The organism is Bradyrhizobium sp. SZCCHNR1051 (assembly GCF_032489615.1).
GTDB lineage: Bacteria > Pseudomonadota > Alphaproteobacteria > Rhizobiales > Xanthobacteraceae > Bradyrhizobium.
The window spans coordinates 217,040-236,925 of record NZ_JAUEYJ010000004.1 but is presented as its reverse complement, the minus strand read 5'-3'; the positions used below and the strand labels follow the sequence as shown (position 1 = coordinate 236,925).

Sequence of the window (19,886 nt, the reverse complement as noted above, 5' to 3'; positions counted from 1 at the left end):
GATCGGGGAGGGCGAGGCATGGCCGAGACCACGGGCCAATTGTCGGGCGAAACGGCGGGCATGCCGGCTGCCCGCAGCGCGACCGGCGCATCGATCATTCTGGTCCTTGCCTTCGCGCCACAGATCATCGAACTGCTGATCGCCTTGGCTGGTCTCGTGGCGCCACTATCCGGACGCGGTCCGCTGCAGGTCATTGCGGCCCATGCGTCGGCCTTGTCAATTGCGATCCCGAGCCTGGCGCAGCAATATGCCGCAAGCGGCAAGACATCGCTGTCTTCCGATGTTCTGCTGGCTCTCATCTACACCTATCCGCTGATCGCGGTCGCGGTGTTCACATTCATGGTACGTCCACGCGCGCCGCAGGACTATTTCGGTGGTGTCGTGCTGATGGCGATCGCGCTGTTCGCGTTGTGGGCCTCCAGCGATCTGCAGGGCATGCGCGGCTTCTCGTTCGGTGCCGGAACTGCGCCGCGGATGTTCGGTCTGCTGCTGCTGGGGCTCGGAGCTGCCGTGGCCGTGATCGGCGTCGTGAGTGAAGGCGCGCAGCTTGCGACCTATCACTGGCGCGGACCGCTGTTCGTCTCGCTCGCGATCCTGACCTTCGCCGTCTCCATTCGCCCGCTCGGACTATTGGTCACGGGGCTTGCAAGCTTCCTGATCGCGGCGATCGGCAGCCCCGAGACGCGCTGGCGCGAGGCCCTGATCGTCGGCATCTGCCTGACCGGTGGCTGCGCGCTGCTGTTCCCCTACGTGCTGGGGTTGCCGATGCCGCTGTTGCCGCGTTTCCTTTTGCAGTGAGGGCGTGATGGATCTGTTTGCTAATCTCGCCCACGGTTTCGCCGTCGCGTTGTCGCCGATCAATCTGCTGATGTGCCTGATCGGCGCGCTGGTCGGCACGCTGGTCGGCGTTCTCCCGGGCATCGGGACCATCGCCACCGTCGCGATGTTGCTGCCGATCACCTTCGGCCTGCCGCCGGTCGGCGCGCTGATCATGCTGGCTGGCATCTACTACGGCGCCCAGTATGGCGGCTCGACGACGTCGATCCTGGTGAACATTCCTGGCGAGGCGACGTCGGTGGTAACCGCGCTCGACGGCTTCCAGATGGCGAAGCAGGGCCGTGCCGGTCCGGCGCTGGCGATCGCCGCGATCGGCTCATTCTTTGCCGGCTGCGTTGCCACCGTGCTGATTGCGATCCTCGGCGCGCCGTTGACCAGGCTCGCGCTGGCGTTCGGCCCAGCCGAGTATTTCTCGCTGATGGTGCTGGGCCTGATCTTCGCAGTCGTGCTGGCGAAGGGCTCGGTGCTGAAGGCGATCGCAATGATCGTGCTCGGCCTGCTGCTGTCGATGGTCGGCTCGGACATCGAGACCGGCGTCTCGCGCATGGCCTTCAATATTCCCGAGCTCGCCGACGGCCTGGGCTTTGCCACCGTCGCGATGGGCGTGTTCGGCTTTGCCGAGATCATCCGCAATCTCGATGCCGGCGCGGAGATGGACCGCGACCTCGTGCAGAAGAAGATCACCGGCCTGATGCCGACCCGGAAGGATCTGAAAGACTCCACGCCGGCGATCCTGCGCGGCACGGTGCTCGGCTCGATCCTCGGCATCCTGCCGGGCGGCGGTGCGGTGATCGCCTCGTTCGCGGCCTATACGCTGGAGAAGAAGCTCGCGCGAGATCCGTCGCGGTTCGGTCGCGGTGCGATCGAGGGCGTCGCGGCGCCGGAGAGCGCCAACAATGCGGCGGCCCAGACCTCCTTCATTCCACTGCTGACGCTCGGCATTCCGCCGAATGCGGTCATGGCGCTGATGGTCGGCGCGATGACCATCCACGGCATCGTGCCGGGCCCGCAGGTGATGCAGAAGCAGCCCGACCTGGTCTGGGGCATGATCGCCTCGATGTGGATCGGCAATCTCATGCTAATCATCATCAACCTGCCGCTGGTCGGCATCTGGGTGCGGCTCTTGCGCGTGCCGTACCGGCTGATGTTCCCGTCGATCGTGATCTTCTGCGCGATCGGGATCTACTCCGTCAACAACGCGCCGGTCGACGTCGTCCTGGCGGGTGCGTTCGGCCTCGTCGGCTACTGGCTGATCAAGCATGATTTCGAGCCGGCGCCGCTGCTGCTCGGCATGGTGCTGGGGCCGCTGATGGAGGAGAACCTGCGCCGCGCGCTGTTGATCTCGCGCGGCGACTGGTCGGTGTTCCTGACGCGGCCGCTGTCCGCCGTGCTGCTCGCGATTGCCGCGGGGCTGCTGGTGCTGGCGGTGCTGCCGACGCTGCGCCGCAAGCGCGACGAGGTTTTCGTGGAAAGCGAAGGCTGACCTCGCGGGCCAGCTCAACGCCGCCGCGGCCCAGGCGCTCGACGACGAGGGCGTCCGCAAGCGCCTGCTTGAGTTCGATAGCGTCATTCCCGGTGCTGCGGACCGCACGCCGGAAGCGCTGGCGGCGCTGGTGAAGGCGGAAATCATCAAATGGACCGCGGTGCTCAAGCCGGCGAGCTAGCGCGAGACGACCATCGAGGCGGAAGGGGCAGGGCGGAATGGACGGTTCCGCCCTTGTCATTTGCGGCGGCGGCCGACAATTTTCGGGGTATAATCGGCGACCGGGCCGAGTCGAGGCTAGGGCCGGGCGATTCCTGCCGTTAAATTCGCCGCCTTCTGCGAAAGGCCGCCAGCGCGCACCATGCACCAGTATCACGACCTGCTCGAACGCATCCTGTCCGACGGTGCCGAGAAACACGACCGCACCGGCACCGGCACGCTCTCGGTGTTCGGCCACCAGTTGCGCTTCAACCTTGCGGCCGGCTTTCCGCTGGTGACCACCAAGCGGCTGCCGCTGAAGGCGATCGTGCACGAGCTGCTGTGGTTCCTGAAGGGCGACACCAACATCAAATACCTTCACGACAACGGCGTCACCATCTGGGACGAGTGGGCCGATGCCAATGGCGATCTCGGCCCCGTCTACGGCTATCAGTGGCGCTCGTGGCCGACGCCGGACGGCGGCCATATCGACCAGATCGGAGGCGTGATCGACATGATCAGGCGCAATCCGGATTCGCGCCGGCTGATCGTGACCGCCTGGAACCCGGCCGATGTCGAGAAGATGGCGCTGCCGCCCTGCCACTGCCTGTTCCAGTTCTACGTCGTGAACGGCAAATTGTCGTGCCAGCTCTATCAGCGCTCGGCCGACGTGTTCCTCGGCGTGCCCTTCAACATCGCCTCCTACGCGTTGCTGACGATGATGGTGGCGCAGGTGACGGGATTGAAGCCCGGCGAATTCGTGCACTCCTTCGGCGACGTGCATCTCTATTCCAACCACATCGAGCAGGCGCGGCTGCAACTCACCCGCGCGCCCCGTCCGCTGCCGACCATGACGCTCAATCCGGACGTCAAGGACATCTTCGGCTTCCGCTACGAGGACTTCGCGCTCGCCGGCTACGATCCGCATCCGCATATCAAGGCCGAGGTCGCGGTCTGACGCATGCCACTGTCGATCCGCAGCGCCCGGCCTGACGACATCGGAAGCGTGTTCGCGCTGATCCGGGAGCTCGCCGACTACGAGAAGCTCTCGCACGAGGTTTCAGCCAGCGAGGCCGACATCGCCGCGGCACTGTTCTGCGCGCATCCCACGCTGTTCAGCGACATCGCCGAGTGGAACGGCGAGGTCGCGGGCTTTGCGATCTGGTTCGTCAATTTCTCCACCTTCGCCGGAAAGCCCGGCATCTATCTCGAGGACCTGTTCGTCCGCCCCGCGTTCCGCCGCAACGGCATCGGACAGGCGCTGCTCGGCCATCTCGCCCGCACCTGTGTCGAGCGCAACTGGGCGCGGCTGCAATGGTCGGTGCTCGACTGGAACGCGCCGTCGATCACCTTCTACAAGTCGCTCGGCGCCGAGCTGATGGACGACTGGAAGCTCTGCAAGGTCATGGGCGAGGCGCTCGCTCAGCTCGCGGAGAGGGCGCCGTGATCGAGATCGTGCTGATCGTCGCAGTCGCCGACAACGGCATCATCGGCGCCGCCGGTGCGATCCCGTGGCGGCAGAAGAGCGACATGCAGCGCTTCAAGGCGATGACCATGGGCCGCCCGATCGTGATGGGCCGCAAGACCTTCATCTCGTTTCCGCGCCGGCCGCTGCCGGGCCGCACCAACATCGTCGTCACCCGCGATGCCGAGTTTCGCGCGCCGGGCGCGATCGTGACCCATACCGTCGATGAAGCGCTCGGCATCGCGCGTGGTGATGCGCTGCGGCGTTCAGCCGCGGAGATCGCGGTCGTCGGCGGCACCGAGCTCTTTGCTGCGACGATGCCGATCGCCGACCGGTTGGAGATCACCGAGGTGCATGCGAGCCCGCTTGGCGATACCGTGTTTCCGGCGATCGACCCGGCCCAATGGGAGGAGGTGGCGCGGGAGCGCCATGCCTCGGGGCCTGACGATCAGGCCGAATTCTCCTACGTCACCTATCGCCGGCGGCGGTGAGCGTTCGTCGACGGGACCGGCGCGACGGCCGTTCAAGACCGTTCGTTAATGATGAAGCCGCGTTGTTTGGCCGCGTGGCGGATTTGAGGCCGCGGCAAACCGGCGCTTCCGGCCCTGTTTACATTGACAAAACCCGGTTCGGGCTTAGCTGGAGCGCTACGTTGTAAGGGGCGGGGCCGTCCCTTATAACCCGGCGACCGTCGGGGCCGGCGTTGGTGCACACTCAGCCTCTCGGAGGAGATCGATCGATGGCGTGGAAGAATCAGGGCGGAGGCCCGTGGGGTCAGGGTCCGAAGGGGCCCTGGGGCTCGGGACCGCAACCGGTCGGTCCAAGGCCGCCCGACCTGGAAGATCTTCTGCGGCGCGGCCAGGACCGGCTGCAGCAGTTCATCCCCGGTGGCGGCTTCGGCACCGCCGGCGTCCTGCTGATCGTGCTCGGCGCCATCATCATCTGGCTCGCCTCCGGCATCTACCGCGTGCAGTCTGAGGAGCTCGGCGTTGTGCTCCGCTTCGGCAAATATGTCCGCGATGAGCAGCCGGGCCTGCGCTATCACCTGCCTTATCCGATCGAGACCGTGCTGCTGCCCAAGGCGCTGCGCGTCAACTCGATCTCGATCGGCATCACCGCCAATGACGATCCCGGCCGGCGCGGCCGCGGCGGTCGCGATGTCCCCGAGGAAAGCCTGATGCTGACCGGCGACGAGAACATCGTCGACGTCGACGTCACCGTTCTCTGGCGCATCAAGCCGAAGGGCGCCGCCGACTTCCTGTTCAACATCCAGAACCCCGAGGGCACCGTGAAGGCGGTGGCCGAGAGCGCGATGCGCGAGGTGATCGGCCGGTCGAACATCCAGCCGATTCTCACCGGCGCCCGCACCGTGATCGAGCAGAACGTGCAGGAGCTGATGCAGAAGACGCTCGATAACTACGGCTCCGGCATCCAGATCACCCAGGTGCAGATGCAGAAGGTCGATCCGCCGGCCCAGGTGATCGAGGCGTTCCGCGACGTCCAGGCGGCGCGTGCCGACCTCGAGCGTCTCCAGAATGAAGCCCAGACCTACGCCAACAAGGTCGTGCCGGATGCGCGCGGTCGCGCCGCGCAGATCCTGCAGGTCGCCGAAGGCTACAAGGAGCAGGCGATCGCCGAGGCCAAGGGCCAGAGCGCGCGCTTCCTCAAGGTCTATGACGAGTACAAGAAGGCGCCCGACGTGACCCGCGAACGGATCTATCTCGAGACCATGGAGCGCGTGCTCGGCGGCTCGGAGAAGCTCGTGCTCGACAGCGGTGCCTCCGGCGGCCCCGTGCCGCTGCTGCCGCTCGGCGATCTCCTGCCGCGCCGTACGGCGCCGGCGGCTCAGCAGGGAGGCGTCCGATGAGGTCCCCCGTTGCAGGCATCGTCGCGCTCGTCGCCGTGCTCGTGCTCGTCGTCATCGGCTACAGCTCGCTGTTCACCGTGCAGCAGACCGAGCAGGCGCTGGTCGTGCGGTTCGGCAAGCCGGTCGACGTCGTCACCGAGCCTGGCCTGAACTTCAAGGCGCCGTTCATCGACAACGTGATCTCGATCGACAAGCGCATCCTCGACCTCGAGAACCCCTCGCAGGAAGTGATCGCCTTCGACCAGAAGCGGCTCGTCGTCGACGCCTTCGCGCGCTACAAGATCAAGAACGCGCTGCAATTCTACCAGAGCGTCGGCTCGATCCAGACCGCCAACGTCCAGCTCGGCACGCTGCTCAACGCCTCGTTGCGCCGCGTGCTCGGCGAGGTCACCTTCACGCAAGTCGTGCGCGACGAGCGCGAGGGCCTGATGCGCAAGATCCGCGATCAGCTCGACAAGGAGGCCGACGCCTATGGCATCCAGGTGGTGGACGTCCGCATCCGCCGCGCCGACCTGCCGGAGGCCAACAGCCAGGCGGTGTACAACCGGATGAAGACCGAGCGGCAGCGCGAGGCCGAGGAGTTCCGGGCGTTCGGCGGCCAGAAGGCCCAGGAGATCAGGTCCAAGGCCGATCGCGAGGCCACCGTGATCGTCGCCGAGGCCAACTCGCAGGCGGAGCAGACCCGCGGCGCCGGCGATGCCGAACGCAACCGGCTGTTCGCCGAGGCCTACAGCAAGGACCGCGACTTCTTCGCCTTCTATCGCTCGATGACGGCGTATGAGAACGGCCTGAAATCCGGCGACACCCGCTTCCTGCTGCGGCCCGATTCGGAGTTCTTCCGCTACTTCGCCAACCCCTCAGGGAAGCCGGCGGCGGAGACGTCGTCCACCGCCGGCTCGACCGCGGCCGTCGCGGTGCCGGCGCCCAAGCCCTGATGGCACCTGCCTTATGCCCAGGGCGGTCGATCCGGGCGAATAGGAGTTGACATGGACGGGGCGAAGCCGTTGCTTCGCCCCGTTACATATCAAGAAGGTCGAACGGGAGGTCCGGGTCCGATGAGGTCCATTGCGTTTTCCGATTTCCTCATCGGATTAGGTATCCTGTTCGTGCTCGAAGGCCTGATGTTCGCGGCCAGTCCGGAGTGGATGCGGCGGGCCATGAAGACTGCGATGACCACGCCCGACAACGTGCTGCGCGCGATCGGCATCGGCTCCGCGGTGGCCGGTTTGGTCCTGATCTGGGTGATCCGGCGACCGATCTGAGCGGCGGATTGTTGTGCGTTTGCGCGTTCGCCGAACGAGGGGCGGCCGCGGCAAACGACGGTCCGCCGGCCGGCCAACGCCATTGTGAGGCGATGGCTGCGCCATTTTGCCGTATTAGGTCGCCCTCAATGATGAATCTGCGGTCCGATCCGGCGTGCTTGCGTCCCCCGCCGGTTCCGGCGCACTGTAGCGGTTGAATTTGCCGACTTTTCTGGAGATCCGCCCGATGACCGCAACCCTTGCTTTCAGCCGTCGACTGCGCCCGATCCTGACCGCGGCGGTTCTTGCCGCGGGCTGGGCGCTCGCGCCGGCCCCGGCCTCGGCGCGGGGGCCGGAGGGGATCGCCGATGTCGCTGAAAAGGTGATCGACGCCGTCGTCAACATCTCGACCTCGCAGACTGTCGAGCCCAAGGGCGGCTCGTCCGAGGGGCGGAACGCCAATCCGCAGGTGCCGCCGGGCTCGCCGTTCGAGGAGTTCTTCGACGACTTCTTCAAGAACCGCCGCGGCGGTCCGGGCGGCCGGGGCGGTGCCGACAACTCGCCGCGCCGCACCAACTCGCTGGGCTCGGGCTTCATCGTCGACGACTCGGGCGTTGTCGTCACCAACAACCACGTCATTGCCGATGCCGATGAGATCAACGTGATCCTCAACGACGGCACCAAGATCAAGGCCGAGCTCGTCGGCGTCGACAAGAAGACCGACCTTGCGGTGCTCAAGTTCAAGCCGCCGCGGCCGTTGACCGTCGTCAAGTTCGGCGACTCCGACAAGCTCCGGCTGGGCGACTGGGTGGTCGCGATCGGCAACCCGTTCAGCCTCGGTGGCACCGTCACCGCCGGCATCGTCTCGGCCAAGAACCGCGACATCTCGTCGGGGCCCTATGACAGCTACATCCAGACCGACGCCGCCATCAACCGCGGCAATTCCGGCGGCCCGCTGTTCAACCTTGAGGGCGAGGTCATCGGCGTCAACACGCTGATCATCTCGCCGTCGGGCGGCTCGATCGGCATCGGCTTCGCGGTGCCGTCGAAGACTGTGGCCGGCGTCGTCGACCAGTTGCGCCAGTTCGGCGAGCTGCGCCGCGGCTGGCTCGGCGTGCGCATCCAGGGCGTCACCGACGAGATCGCGGAGAGCCTCAACATCAAGCCGGCGCGCGGCGCGCTGGTCGCCGGCGTCGACGACAAGGGACCGGCCAAGCCGGCTGGCATCGAGCCGGGCGACGTCGTCGTCAAGTTCGACGGCCATGACATCAAGGAGCCGAAGGACCTGTCGCGCATCGTCGCCGACACCGCCGTCGGCAAGGAGGTCGACGTCATCGTCATCCGCAAGGGCCAGGAGCAGACGCTCAAGGTCAAGCTCGGTCGGCTCGAGGATACCGAGAAGGTGCAGCAGGCGGCGATCAAGAAGGACGAGCCGGCCGAGAAGCCGGTGACCCAGAAGGCGCTCGGGCTCGATCTCGCCGCGTTGTCGAAGGACCTGCGCGCCCGCTACAAGATCAAGGACAGCGTCAAGGGCGTCGTCGTCACCGGCGTTGACCAGGCCTCCGATGCCGCCGAGAAGCGGCTGTCGGCCGGCGACGTCATCGTCGAGGTCGCCCAGGAGGCGGTGACCTCGGGCGTCGACATCAAGAAGCGCGTCGACCAGCTCAAGAAGGACGGCAAGAAGTCGGTGCTGCTGCTCGTCTCCAACGCCGACGGCGAGCTGCGCTTTGTGGCGTTGAGCCTGCAATAGGGTAGGAGTCCACGCCTCCACATCGCGGGGCACGGTGCGTAGGGTGGGCAAAGGCGCACCGTGACCTACGCTTGGTACGACGCTCTCTCGCGCGCCGTGCCCACCATGTGGCTCTGCGTTCGCGGCACGACGGTGGGCACGCTGCCGCCCTGCGGACGGCTGCTTTGCCCACCCTACGGCAGCTCCACACTCCGCTGTCGTCCCGGCCTTGAGCCGGGACCCATAGCCCCAGGGAGCAGTTTGGGCCGGGCTGATCATTGGCCGTTTGCTCGTCACGACGGCCGCGGCGTATGGGTCCCGGATCGGCGCCCCGACGCGCTGGCGCGCGCCGTGGCTTGTCCGGGACGACGACGGTTCGCAAGGCGAATTCACGGCTCAAACAGCAATCGACATAGCTTTGCAGTCTCGCGGCGCATCGCGCCCGAGGTCTGCAATCAGTTCGTCCCTCTCGAAATGCAGAGGGCGCAGGGAATGCCGGGTGAAGGCCTCACCCATGGCCCGCCTGCTGAAAAAATGCAGGCGGCAGGTACCACAGGCAAAGCCGATTCAACCGGCATTCCCTGCGCGGCGGTCTTCACGCTTATACGCAGTCTCCCTGGTGCGCCGGGCTTGTTGGCCACCATTGCCCATGCAATGCGAAGCATTGTCACGAGCGTGACACCAGCATCGGGGTGTCAGGACGCTGCGACTTCACGTCCGCGAGCGATCGTTCGTCCGCACTCTCATTGAAGAGAATGCTGCGATCTCTCGCGGCCACCGCTCCCCGCCTCGCGTGTCGTGACGATCGCGCGCTACGCCCCTCCGCAGTGAGGCGGGATGGCGCTAGACAATCATGAATTCTGTAAAATAGCAAGATATTTATTTTTTCCAGAATTAAACGGGCGGCAGCCGCTCCACGGCAGGCGCCGGCTCACAGCGACCGCTGGTTGACCCGCTTCGACAGCTCCTCGGCACTTTCCTTGCGCTCGGAATAGCGGTCGACCAGATAGTCCGCCCGGTCGCGCGTCAGCAGTGTGAACTTGACGAGCTCTTCCATGACGTCAACGACGCGATCGTAGTAGGACGACGGCTTCATGCGATCGGTGTCGTCGAACTCCGCGAACGCCTTCGGCACCGATGACTGGTTGGGGATGGTGATCAGCCGCATCCAGCGGCCGAGCACCCGAAGCTGATTGACCGCGTTGAACGACTGCGAGCCGCCACTGACCTGCATCACGGCCAATGTCTTGCCCTGCGTCGGCCTGACGGCCCCGAGCGACAGCGGGATCCAGTCGATCTGGGTCTTCATCACGCCGGTCATCGCGCCGTGCCGCTCCGGCGAGCACCACACCATGCCTTCGCACCAGGTCACGAGGTCGCGCAGCTCGCGGACCTTCGGATGATCCGGCTCGGCGTCGTCGACCAGCGGCAAGCCGTGCGGATCGAAAGTCCGTGTCTCCGCGCCATAGCGGGCGAGAATGCGCGCCGCTTCCTCGGTGAGAAGCCGGCTGAACGAGCGTTGCCGGAGCGATCCGTAGAGCAGCAGGATTCGCGGAGGGTGGGAGGAGAGCGCAGGCTCCAGCAGTTTGGCGCGGTCGATCGGATGGAAGGAGGCTTCGTCCAGCTGCGACATCTCATCGGGCACTGCGGCATCTCCGGCCTCGAGCGGCTTCCGGCATTCCCTGTGCGTGCAGGGCCTGACCGGGTCGCCATGCAAACGGCTCAAGCAAAATGGCCGCCCGGATCATGCCGGTCAACGGTGGGGGCATGCATAGATCGATGGAGCGCTCTCGGCTGCAAGCCCTGTCGCGCGCGAAGATGATCCGGCCAATTGCGCGATGTCAGGCCAATGCACGCGCAGGATGGTCTTGCCGCCGGCGGCCGGAATGTCCGTGCGACTGGTCTCGACGACGCGGCCGCCGAGCGGGGCATGAAAGCGGAGAGCGGCGATGTTGGCCTCGAAGACCCAAAGGTGCAGCGGGCTGGGCGTCTGGGCTGTCCGCGGAGCGGATGTCCAGGATCTTCACCACGCGCGACGCCACGCGTTTTCTCGGATAGGGAGCGCGGCCTCGCCGAGCGAGACGCGCGCTGCCTATGTGACGATGGGTTGCTCGCGTCGCTCAGTTGCGAACGCTGCCCACGGTGGTCGGAGCGACGAGAGCGGCGCTGCGACGGTGCTGGGCGAGCACGGCGAGCTGGTGCGGGGAGGCGGCGCTGTCCGCGGCGATGGTCTGCTGCGCGGCCGATGCACCGACGACAGAAAGCTGGTGCGGGGTGGCCGGCAGCGCGCCGACTTCGTAGCTCGGCAGCTCACCGGCGACAGCCGCGCCGGTCAGCAGCGCGAGGGCAAGAAGAGAGCCGGGAATGATGTGCTTGATGGTCATCGGGAGGTCCTTTTGTGACGATGATCGATTGCATCGCGTGCAATCGCTTTCGTTTCCTTGGACACTCCCTAGCCTTGTCAGCTTTATATGCGCTGCAGCATGATTTGACAATTCATCGATTGGTGATGCGGTTAAAGCGACACTGCGCGCCCCGCCTTGATGCGGAGGGCGAATGATCTGATCTGCGATCTGAGATGAGATTGGAATGAAGTTACGTGCGAGTGCATAGGATTGAAATAAAATCCTAATGATGTGCTGATCAGGCTTTTCGTAACGGCTTTGCTTGCCTTGCGTCCGACTCTGGATTGCTTCGCTGCGCCGCTGCGCTCGCAATGACGGCCTGGCGGCTGCCCATGAATGCGTCCTCTCTCACAACAAGGGGAGAGGGCGCCGTATTGCGCTTCGCTTGCACGCGTCGTTTGACATCCGCGCCACGGCGACGGCCTCGTCAGTCGACGAACTGATCGCGCGTGTAGCCTTGCGCATAGAGCAGGGCGGTGAGGTCGCCGTGGTCGATGCGGGCCGAGGCGGCGGCCGAGACCGCGGGCTTGGCGTGATAGGCGACGCCGAGGCCGGCCGCCTCGATCATGCCGAGGTCGTTGGCGCCGTCGCCGACCGCCAGGGTGTCGATCTCGTCGAGATCGAACGACTCGCGCAGCTCGATCAGGGTGGCGAGCTTGGCGTCGCGGCCGATGATCGGCTCGCGCACCTCGCCGGTGAGCTTGCCGCCATCGATGACGAGCTCATTGGCGCGGTTCTCCTGGAAGCCGATCTTGGCCGCGATGGCGCTGGTGAACAGCGTGAAGCCGCCGGAGATCAGGCAGGTATAGGCGCCGTGTGCGCGCATGGTCATCACCAGATGACGGCCGCCCGGCGTCAGCTTGATGCGTTTGGTCAGGACCTCGTCGACGACGCTCACCGGCAGGTCCTTCAGCAATGCGACGCGTTCGCGCAACGCCGGCTCGAACGCGATCTCGCCGCGCATGGCGCGCTCGGTAATGGCGGCGACACGCGGCTTCAGCCCGGCGAAGTCGGCGAGCTCGTCGATGCATTCCTGGCCGATCATGGTGCTATCCATGTCGGCGAGAAAAAGCTTCTTGCGCCGGACGGCTTCGGGCTGCACGACGATGTCGATCGGCATGTCGCCGCGCAGGTCGCGCAGGCGCGCCTCGAGCTTGTGGACCTCGCCGTCGTGGGCGAAGGGGATGTCGATCGCGACCTCGTCGAACAGCCAGCGCGGCGTGCCCGGCGAGGGCAGCACGGCCAGGAAGGCCTCCACGATCGTGGTATCAAGCGCGGGATCGGCGGGATTGCAGATGAAGGTGGCGACGAGAGACATCAGGTGACTTTGCCAGGGATCAACAAAGCGGTGCTTATCGCAGGGCCGACCGCCAGCGGCAAGTCGGCGCTGGCGGTGGAACTTGCGCAAAAAGCGGGCGGGGTCGTCGTCAACGCCGATTCCATGCAGGTTTACCGTGACCTGAGAATCCTGACGGCGCGGCCAACACCTGACGACGAGGCTGATGTGCCGCACCGGCTCTACGGCCATGTCGATGCAGCCGTGAACTACTCGGCCGGCCACTATGTCCGGGATGCCGCGGTCGTTCTTGCCGAGGTGCACGCGGCCGGGCGGCTGCCGATTTTCATCGGCGGCACCGGGCTGTACTTCAAAGCGCTGACACGGGGATTGGCGGCGGTCCCGCCCGTCCCTGACGAGGTCCGAGACGCGGTGCGCCTGCGGCTCGACCGCGACGGGGTCGAGGCGCTGCATGCCGAGCTGGCGCGGCGCGATCCGGCGGCGGGCGCGCGGCTGAACGTGCGCGACCGCACCCGCGTCGCCCGCGCGCTGGAGGTGATCGAAGCCACCGGTCGGCCATTGGCCGAGTGGCATGCCGAGACCACCCCGCCGCTGCTGCCGGAGGGCAGCTATCGGGCGCTGTTCATCGCGCCGGAGCGCGAGACGCTCTATGCGCGGATCGACGCGAGGTTCGATCTGATGCTGGATCGCGGCGCGCTGGAGGAGGTTGAACAGCTGGCGGCCCGCGGGCTCGATCCGCTGCTCCCGGCGATGAAGGCGCATGGCGTGCCTGCGCTGATCCGTTATCTCCGTGGAGAGATCACGCGGGAGGAGGCGGCCGTCATCGGCAAGGCCGACACCCGCCACTATGCCAAGCGGCAGTTCACCTGGTTCCGGCATCAGCTACCGGAGTTCGGGTGGATGACGCCGGAGCAGGCGCGGGCGTGGGTGGCAGCGTTGAGCGAGCTTTGATATCGTGATATCGTAATGGTGGAGGCATAGATGGCTGACATCCTGATCCGCAAAGTGGACGATGCGACCAAGGAGCTGTTGCGGCTTCGCGCCGAACGGCGTGGCAAGAGCTTGGAAGCCGACCTGAGGGAGACGCTCGAAAAGCTCGCGCGTGAGGAAGCATCGTCGCCTGATGATGCAGAGCCGTTTGGCACTTGGCTCTTTAACATTACGAGACCGGGCGTCGACCTCGATGCGGAGCTTGAATTGCTTCGGTCCGCACCTATTCGGCCTGTCGAGTTCGAATGATCCTGCTTGATACCAACGTTATCTCGGAGGTGCAGAAACTAGCGCCGGCCATGCAAGTGATCGGTTGGCTTGATGCAAACTTTGCGAATACCGCAATTTCGAGCATTACGATTGTCGAATTGGCGGCCGGGCTGGCGTTGCTCAATGACGGCCGGCGGAAAGACAGTCTTCAAAAGGCTGTCAGCAGGACGATCCGCCGCTTCGGAAGCCGGGTCTACGCGTTCGACGCTGCTGCCGCTCAATCGGCAGCACTGCTGCTTGCACAAGCGCGGTCGCGACGGCTGCCGTTGCATCAGATCCCGAACAAGCTTGCCGACCTGCAGATCGCCGGTATCGCGTCGGCCTATGGTCTCGATCTCGCAACACGTAACGTCGGAGATTTCGCCGGGCTCGGACTTACGCTGATCGATCCTTGGGAGTGACCCGTCGCGGGCACTCCTGCGGAACGATCGGGGTGGCCAAATTACCGCTCGCCGAACGGCAAATTCCGCGTTAATCTGACAAAATCGCGCTCATGAGCTCGCTTTGCCTTGACATCGGGGCATCCGTGGCTATGTTCGCGCAACCTTTGGGAAGTTCGATCGGCACCATGCGCAACATTATTACCGCCCTCCTTATTGTGGTCGTACCCAGGCGCATCGCCGGGGATGGCTAGCGGCCATCCATGATCCGAGCGGTGCGCAGGGCCTTCCAGGGCCCTTTTTTATTGCCCGGAAGCCGTCGAACCGACCAGCCGAGCCACTGACCGAAGCCATCCGCTAGACCCGACCGACCAAGACGACAAGCCGCTGACAGAAGCGATCCGGAGCCTGCCATGACCGACAAGAGCCACGATCCGAACCAGATGACCGGCGCCGCGATGATCGTGCGCGCGCTCATCGACCACGGCGTGCAGCACCTCTTCGGCTATCCCGGCGGCGCGGTGCTTCCGATCTATGACGAGATCTTCCAGCAGAGCGAGGTTCAGCACATCCTGGTCCGCCACGAGCAGGGCGCCGGCCACGCCGCCGAAGGCTATGCGCGCTCGACCGGCAAGCCCGGCGTCGTGCTGGTGACCTCGGGCCCCGGCGCCACCAACATGGTGACCCCGCTGGCCGACGCGCTGATGGACTCGATCCCGCTGGTCTGCATCACCGGCCAGGTGCCGACGCACCTGATCGGCAACGACGCCTTCCAGGAGTGCGATACGGTCGGCATCACCCGGCCCTGCACCAAGCACAATTGGCTGGTCCGCAACGTCAACGATCTCGCAAAAGTGCTGCACGAGGCGTTCTACGTCGCGACCACGGGCCGTCCGGGTCCGGTCGTCGTCGACGTGCCGAAGGACGTGCAGTTCGCGACCGGAACCTATCATCCGCCGCGCAAGTCGGACGTGCACATCTCCTACGCCCCGCGCGTCAAGGGCGATGCGACGCAGATCCGCAAGGCGGTGGCGCTGCTGGCCGGCGCCAAGCGGCCGGTGATCTATTCCGGTGGCGGCGTCATCAATGCGGGGACCGAGGCCTCGAAGCTGTTGCGCGAGCTGGTCGAGGTGACGGGCTTCCCGATCACCTCGACCCTGATGGGGCTGGGCGCCTATCCGGCGTCGGGCACCAACTGGCTCGGCATGCTCGGCATGCACGGCACCTACGAGGCCAACATGACGATGCATGATTGCGACGTCATGCTGTGCGTCGGTGCGCGCTTCGACGACCGCATCACCGGCCGCACCGACGCGTTCTCGCCGAACTCGAAGAAGATCCACATCGACATCGATCCGTCCTCGATCAACAAGAACATCCGCGTCGACGTGCCGATCATCGGCGATTGCGGCGATGTGCTCGCCGACATCCTGCAGGTGTTCAGGGCCGAGGCGAAGAAGCCCGACATCAAGGCGTGGTGGCAGCAGATCGCCACCTGGCGCGCGCGCAACTCGCTCGCCTTCAAGCCGAACCGCGACGTGATCATGCCGCAATATGCGATCCAGCGGCTGTTCGAGCTGACGCGCGGGCGCGACACCTACATCACCACCGAGGTCGGCCAGCACCAGATGTGGGCGGCGCAGTTCTACGGCTTCGAGGAGCCGCACCGCTGGATGACCTCGGGCGGGCTCGGCACCATGGGCTACGGCCTGCCGGCCGCGATCGGCGTGCAGGTGGCGCATCCCGACAGCCTCGTCATCGACATCGGCGGCGACGCCTCGGTGCAGATGACGATGCAGGAGATGTCGACGGCCGTGCAGTACGAGCTGCCGGTCAAGATCTTCATCCTCAACAACCAGTACATGGGCATGGTGCGGCAGTGGCAGCAGCTCCTGCACGGCAACCGCCTGTCGCATTCCTACTCGGAGGCGCTGCCGGACTTCGTCAAGCTGGCAGAGGCCTATGGCGGCGTCGGCCTGCAGGTGTCTAAGCCCGGCGATCTCGACGGCGCGATCAAGGAGATGATCTCGGTCAAGAAGCCGGTGCTATTCGACTGCCGCGTCGCGGCGCTGGAGAACTGCTTCCCGATGATTCCGTCCGGCAAGGCGCACAACGAGATGATCCTGCCGGCGGAAGCGTCCGATCCGGCCGCGGCGTTCGCCGGCGGCAAGGCGCTGGTGTGAGGACTGATCGTGAGGGCGATGCCAACCCAACACTCCGCTGTCATCGCCCGGCTTGCCGCCTTCGCTAAAGCTTCGGCGCGCCCTGAACGCGCGGCCTCGTCGAAGCCTTGGCGAAGACGGGACCGGGCGATCCAGTACGCCGCGGCCACCATGAGTCCTACGACGGCGACGGCGTACTGGATGCCCGCTTTCGCGGGCATGACAGCTGTGATCAGGAGGCGGCCGTGTTCACACTAGCCGAGCTCGAAGCCGCCCACGCCATCGTCGCGGCCGCGGTGCCGGCGACGCCGGCGCATGCGTGGCCGCTGCTGGCGCAGCGGCTGGGGACGCATGTCGTCGTCAAGCACGAGAACCACACCCCGGCCGGCGCCTTCAAGGTGCGCGGCGGGCTGGTCTATGTCGACAACCTGAAGCGCACGCATCCCGGCGTTCGCGGCCTGATCACCGCGACGCGCGGCAATCATGGCCAGAGCGTTGCGTTTGCCGGCCGTCGCAACGGCCTGCCGGTGACGATCTATGTGCCGCATGGCAATTCGGTCGAGAAGAACCGCGCCATGGCGGCGTTCGGTGCCGAGCTGATCGAGCACGGCAGCGACTTCCAGGAGGCGCGCGAGGAGGCTGGCCGCCACGCCGCGCGCGACGGCCTGCACATGGTGCCGTCGTTCCATCCCGATCTCGTGCGCGGCGTCGCCACCTACGCGCTGGAGCTGTTCCGCAGCGCGCCCGATCTCGACGTGCTCTACGTCTCGATCGGGCAGGGCTCGGGCATCTGCGGCTGCATCCTGGCGCGTGATCTCTTGGGCCTGAAGACCGAGATCGTCGGCGTGCAATCGACCGAGGCGCCGTCCTACGCGCTGTCGTTTGCGGCCCGCACCGTCGTGACGACCAACAGCGCCGATACGCATGCCGACGGCCTTGCCACCCGCAGTCCCGATGCCGATGCGCTGGCGATCATTCTTAAAGGCGCCTCGCGCATCGTGCAGGTCAGCGACGCCGAGATCGCCGAGGCCGTGCGCATTCTCTGGACCGACACCCACAATCTCGCCGAAGGCGCCGGCGCGGCACCGCTCGCAGGTGCGTTGCAGGAAAAGGGCAGGCTCGCCGGCAAGCGCGTCGGCCTGGTGCTGACCGGCGGCAACATCGATCTCGACCTGTTCAGGCGCTGGGTGCTGCCGGCGGCCACGCATGCCGAAGCGGGGGCCGCATGAGGAGCTCGCAACTCGCCACAAACACCGCCGTCATGCCCGGGCTTGACCCGGGCATCCACGAACCGCGCGCTCGACGCTCGACGTGGATGGCCGGGACAAGCCCGGCCATGACGGTTGAACTAGCACGGGGACACCAATGAACCAGCCAGCATCGGCCTATTTCATGGAAGAGCGTCACGATCCGAACGAGACGCACACGCTTGCGGTGCTGGTGCAGAACGAGCCGGGCGTGCTCGCGCGCGTCATCGGCCTGTTCTCGGGCCGCGGCTACAACATCGAGAGCCTCACCGTCTCCGAGACCGAGAGCCAGAAGCATCTGTCGCGCATCACCATCGTGACGACCGGCACGCCGATGGTGATCCAGCAGATCAAGCACCAGCTCGACCGCATGATCCCGGTCTACCGCGTCGTCGACATGACGCTGACCAAGCGCGCGATCGAGCGCGAGCTCGCGATGGTCAAGGTGCGCGGCACCGGCGAGCCGCGGGTCGAGGCGCTGCGGCTGGCGGATGCGTTCCGCGCCCGGGTCATCGACGCCACCACGGAAAGCTTCGTGTTCGAGATCACAGGCAATACCGACAAGATCAGTCAGTTCATCGATCTGATGCGTCCGCTCGGCCTGGTGGAAGTCGCCAGGACCGGCATTGCGGCGATCGGGCGGGGATCGGAAGGGATGTGAGCCATGCTGGCGCGCGACTGGTACTACAACGAACGCAACCGGATCGGGCTCGACCATGCCGTGGCCTCGATCTATGGCTCGGGCGATGATGCCGACGAGCGCGCGCGCGCAGCTCTGAAGATGCTCGGCGTCAAGCCGGGTTGGCGGGTGGCCGACATCGGCTGCGGCAACGGTGTGCTGGCGACAGAGGCGGCGCTGCTGGGCGCGGTGGTCGACGCCATCGACATCTCGCCGGCGATGCTGGCGCTGACCCGGATCTACAGCCGCGACCGCCGTACCGCGGTGCGGATGCATTCGGCGGGGCTGCTGTCGTTCGCCTATGAGGCTGCGACCTACGACCTGATCGCCAGCGAGTTCACGCTGCACCATCTGCCGGACTTCTGGAAGGCGGTGGCGCTGGCGCGGATCTTCGCGGCGCTGAAGCCGGGCGCGCAGTTCTTCCTGCGCGACATCGTCTATGTCAGCATGCCCGACGGCGCCGAGCGCTCGGTCGAGCAGTGGGCGGACTTCAACATCAAGAACCACGACCTCACTCGCGACAGCGTCATCACCCACATGCGTGACGAGAACTCGACCTTCGCCTGGGTGATGGAGCGCATGCTCGCCGAGGTCGGATTCGTGACCGTCTCCGCCGACTACCACGCGCCGATGCACGCGACCTATGTGCTGCAGAAGCCGGCGGGGCAGGGCTAGGCGCTGATGTTTTTGCACGACGGTGAGGTGGCCACGGTGCGACCCTCCCCTGGAGGGGGAGGGTCGGCTCACATCGCGCGAAGCTGCGATGTGAGCCGGGGTGGGGTGATGCCTCCACGCCGGAGCCGTGTCTGCGGCCCACCCCACCCCGATCGCGCATGGCATGCGCGATCGACCCTCCCCCTCCAGGGGAGGGTGAAGAGTCGTCGTGCGGGGAGAACTCATTAGAATGTCCCAGCAGCTCCTCATCGCCTTCGTCACCTTCGCGTTCGTGATGGCGTTCACGCCTGGGCCGAACAACATCATGCTGCTGTCGTCGGGCGTGACCTACGGCTTCCGCCGCACGGTGCCGCACATGATGGGCGTCAGCTTCGGCTTCGCCTTCATGGTCGGGGCCGTCGGCTTCGGCCTCGCCACGGTGTTCATCTCCTATCCGGTGCTGCAGGAGGTGCTGAAATATCTCGGCGCCGCCTACCTGATCTATCTCGCCGTGGTGATCGCGTTCTCCGGATCGGCCAAGCCGGATGACGACACGACGCCGCGCGGCCCGATGTCGTTCTGGGGCGCGGCGCTGTTCCAGTGGGTCAACGCCAAGGGCTGGGTGATGGTGATCAGCACCATCACCGCCTATGCCGCGATCGCCAGCTTCCCTGCCAATGTCGCGCTGCAGGTCGGGATCAGCTTCGTGATGGCGATCGGCTCGACCATCACCTGGACCCTGTTCGGGACGGCGCTGCGGCCGCTGCTGAGTTCCGAACGCGCGGTGCGCGGCTTCAACATCCTGATGGCCGTGCTGCTGCTCGCCTCGCTCTATCCCGTCTTCATGGACGCATGAGGGAGGCGGCCGCCATGCGAGATCGGGGTTTCCAACCACGCCCAAAATGCTCTAGACACGGGCCGGATTTCGTCCGGGCGCAGCCGCCCGTGCCTCACCCAAGCGTCTGACTTTTCAGCCAATTCC

20 protein-coding genes and 1 pseudogene are annotated in these 19,886 nt (G+C 65.9%); 18 read left to right on the top strand and 3 right to left on the bottom strand.

The features are described 5' to 3' along the window. Positions 1-18 precede the first annotated feature (18 nt). The 10 genes and pseudogenes from QW868_RS06490 to QW868_RS06445 all read left to right on the top strand — a co-directional run bounded on the left by QW868_RS06490 (position 19) and on the right by QW868_RS06445 (position 8,841). Positions 19-798, top strand: coding sequence for a tripartite tricarboxylate transporter TctB family protein (locus QW868_RS06490; protein ID WP_315755142.1), 780 nt, complete (start codon positions 19-21; stop codon positions 796-798). A 7-nt stretch (positions 799-805) separates the two neighbouring features. After that, positions 806-2,320 carry a tripartite tricarboxylate transporter permease gene (locus QW868_RS06485; protein WP_315736871.1) on the top strand — a complete coding sequence of 505 codons (1,515 nt, stop codon included), beginning with the start codon at positions 806-808 and terminating at the stop codon, positions 2,318-2,320. 1 nt (position 2,321) lies between these two features. Continuing rightward, positions 2,322-2,501, top strand: a pseudogene (locus tag QW868_RS06480) (tripartite tricarboxylate transporter substrate binding protein BugD); the annotation flags it as partial. 180 nt (positions 2,502-2,681) lie between these two features. Beyond that, positions 2,682-3,476: a thymidylate synthase gene (locus QW868_RS06475; RefSeq protein ID WP_316230160.1), complete on the top strand. Its 795-nt coding sequence runs from the start codon at positions 2,682-2,684 to the stop codon at positions 3,474-3,476. 3 nt (positions 3,477-3,479) lie between these two features. Beyond that, positions 3,480-3,965, top strand: coding sequence for a GNAT family N-acetyltransferase (locus QW868_RS06470; RefSeq protein WP_316230159.1), 486 nt, complete (start codon positions 3,480-3,482; stop codon positions 3,963-3,965). Then, positions 3,962-4,474 carry a dihydrofolate reductase gene (locus QW868_RS06465; protein WP_315811307.1) on the top strand — a complete coding sequence of 171 codons (513 nt, stop codon included), beginning with the start codon at positions 3,962-3,964 and terminating at the stop codon, positions 4,472-4,474. Before QW868_RS06470 ends, QW868_RS06465 begins: the two co-directional genes overlap by 4 nt. A 248-nt stretch (positions 4,475-4,722) precedes the next feature. After that, complete coding sequence (gene hflK / locus QW868_RS06460; RefSeq protein WP_315736878.1) at positions 4,723-5,850, top strand: FtsH protease activity modulator HflK; 1,128 nt, start codon at positions 4,723-4,725, stop codon at positions 5,848-5,850. Further along, a complete protein-coding gene (gene hflC / locus QW868_RS06455; RefSeq protein WP_315736879.1) occupies positions 5,847-6,785 on the top strand; it encodes a protease modulator HflC in 939 nt (312 codons plus the stop codon). The genes hflK and hflC overlap by 4 nt, the downstream gene beginning before the upstream one ends. Before the next feature lie 120 nt (positions 6,786-6,905). After that, complete coding sequence (locus tag QW868_RS06450; RefSeq protein WP_316230158.1) at positions 6,906-7,112, top strand: DUF2065 domain-containing protein; 207 nt, start codon at positions 6,906-6,908, stop codon at positions 7,110-7,112. A gap of 226 nt (positions 7,113-7,338) precedes the next feature. Further along, positions 7,339-8,841: a Do family serine endopeptidase gene (locus tag QW868_RS06445; RefSeq protein ID WP_315736881.1), complete on the top strand. Its 1,503-nt coding sequence runs from the start codon at positions 7,339-7,341 to the stop codon at positions 8,839-8,841. A 910-nt stretch (positions 8,842-9,751) separates the two neighbouring features. On the opposite strand, the gene arsH is transcribed toward QW868_RS06445, so the two are convergent. From arsH to serB, 3 genes are all read right to left on the bottom strand, one after another. Then, positions 9,752-10,453 carry an arsenical resistance protein ArsH gene (gene arsH, locus QW868_RS06440; RefSeq protein WP_315737074.1) on the bottom strand — a complete coding sequence of 234 codons (702 nt, stop codon included), beginning with the start codon at positions 10,451-10,453 and terminating at the stop codon, positions 9,752-9,754. A 487-nt stretch (positions 10,454-10,940) separates the two neighbouring features. Next, complete coding sequence (locus QW868_RS06435; RefSeq protein WP_315736882.1) at positions 10,941-11,204, bottom strand: hypothetical protein; 264 nt, start codon at positions 11,202-11,204, stop codon at positions 10,941-10,943. A 448-nt stretch (positions 11,205-11,652) separates the two neighbouring features. Further along, positions 11,653-12,543 carry a phosphoserine phosphatase SerB gene (serB, locus tag QW868_RS06430; RefSeq protein ID WP_315736884.1) on the bottom strand — a complete coding sequence of 297 codons (891 nt, stop codon included), beginning with the start codon at positions 12,541-12,543 and terminating at the stop codon, positions 11,653-11,655. Between the two features lie 3 nt (positions 12,544-12,546). On the opposite strand from serB, the gene miaA reads away from it, so the two are divergent. The 8 genes from miaA to QW868_RS06390 all read left to right on the top strand — a co-directional run bounded on the left by miaA (position 12,547) and on the right by QW868_RS06390 (position 19,760). Beyond that, complete coding sequence (gene miaA, locus QW868_RS06425) at positions 12,547-13,473, top strand: tRNA (adenosine(37)-N6)-dimethylallyltransferase MiaA (RefSeq protein ID WP_316230157.1); 927 nt, start codon at positions 12,547-12,549, stop codon at positions 13,471-13,473. 30 nt (positions 13,474-13,503) lie between these two features. Beyond that, on the top strand, positions 13,504-13,761 hold the full coding sequence (locus QW868_RS06420) for a FitA-like ribbon-helix-helix domain-containing protein (protein WP_315771691.1): 258 nt from the start codon (positions 13,504-13,506) through the stop codon (positions 13,759-13,761). Beyond that, entirely contained in the window at positions 13,758-14,183 is a 426-nt protein-coding gene (locus tag QW868_RS06415; RefSeq protein ID WP_316227330.1) for a PIN domain-containing protein, read from the top strand. Before QW868_RS06420 ends, QW868_RS06415 begins: the two co-directional genes overlap by 4 nt. A 392-nt stretch (positions 14,184-14,575) precedes the next feature. Continuing rightward, on the top strand, positions 14,576-16,345 hold the full coding sequence (locus QW868_RS06410; protein WP_315778685.1) for an acetolactate synthase 3 large subunit: 1,770 nt from the start codon (positions 14,576-14,578) through the stop codon (positions 16,343-16,345). A gap of 224 nt (positions 16,346-16,569) precedes the next feature. Next, positions 16,570-17,553, top strand: coding sequence for a threonine dehydratase (locus tag QW868_RS06405; protein ID WP_315811309.1), 984 nt, complete (start codon positions 16,570-16,572; stop codon positions 17,551-17,553). Positions 17,554-17,689: 136 nt separating this feature from the next. Then, the gene (gene ilvN, locus QW868_RS06400) at positions 17,690-18,232 is read left to right on the top strand and encodes an acetolactate synthase small subunit (RefSeq protein WP_315756361.1); all 543 of its coding nucleotides are present in this window, start codon (positions 17,690-17,692) and stop codon (positions 18,230-18,232) included. A gap of 3 nt (positions 18,233-18,235) precedes the next feature. After that, positions 18,236-18,925 carry a class I SAM-dependent methyltransferase gene (locus QW868_RS06395; protein ID WP_316230156.1) on the top strand — a complete coding sequence of 230 codons (690 nt, stop codon included), beginning with the start codon at positions 18,236-18,238 and terminating at the stop codon, positions 18,923-18,925. A 229-nt stretch (positions 18,926-19,154) separates the two neighbouring features. After that, positions 19,155-19,760, top strand: coding sequence for a LysE family translocator (locus tag QW868_RS06390; protein ID WP_315756359.1), 606 nt, complete (start codon positions 19,155-19,157; stop codon positions 19,758-19,760). The last annotated feature ends 126 nt before the right edge of the window (positions 19,761-19,886 follow it).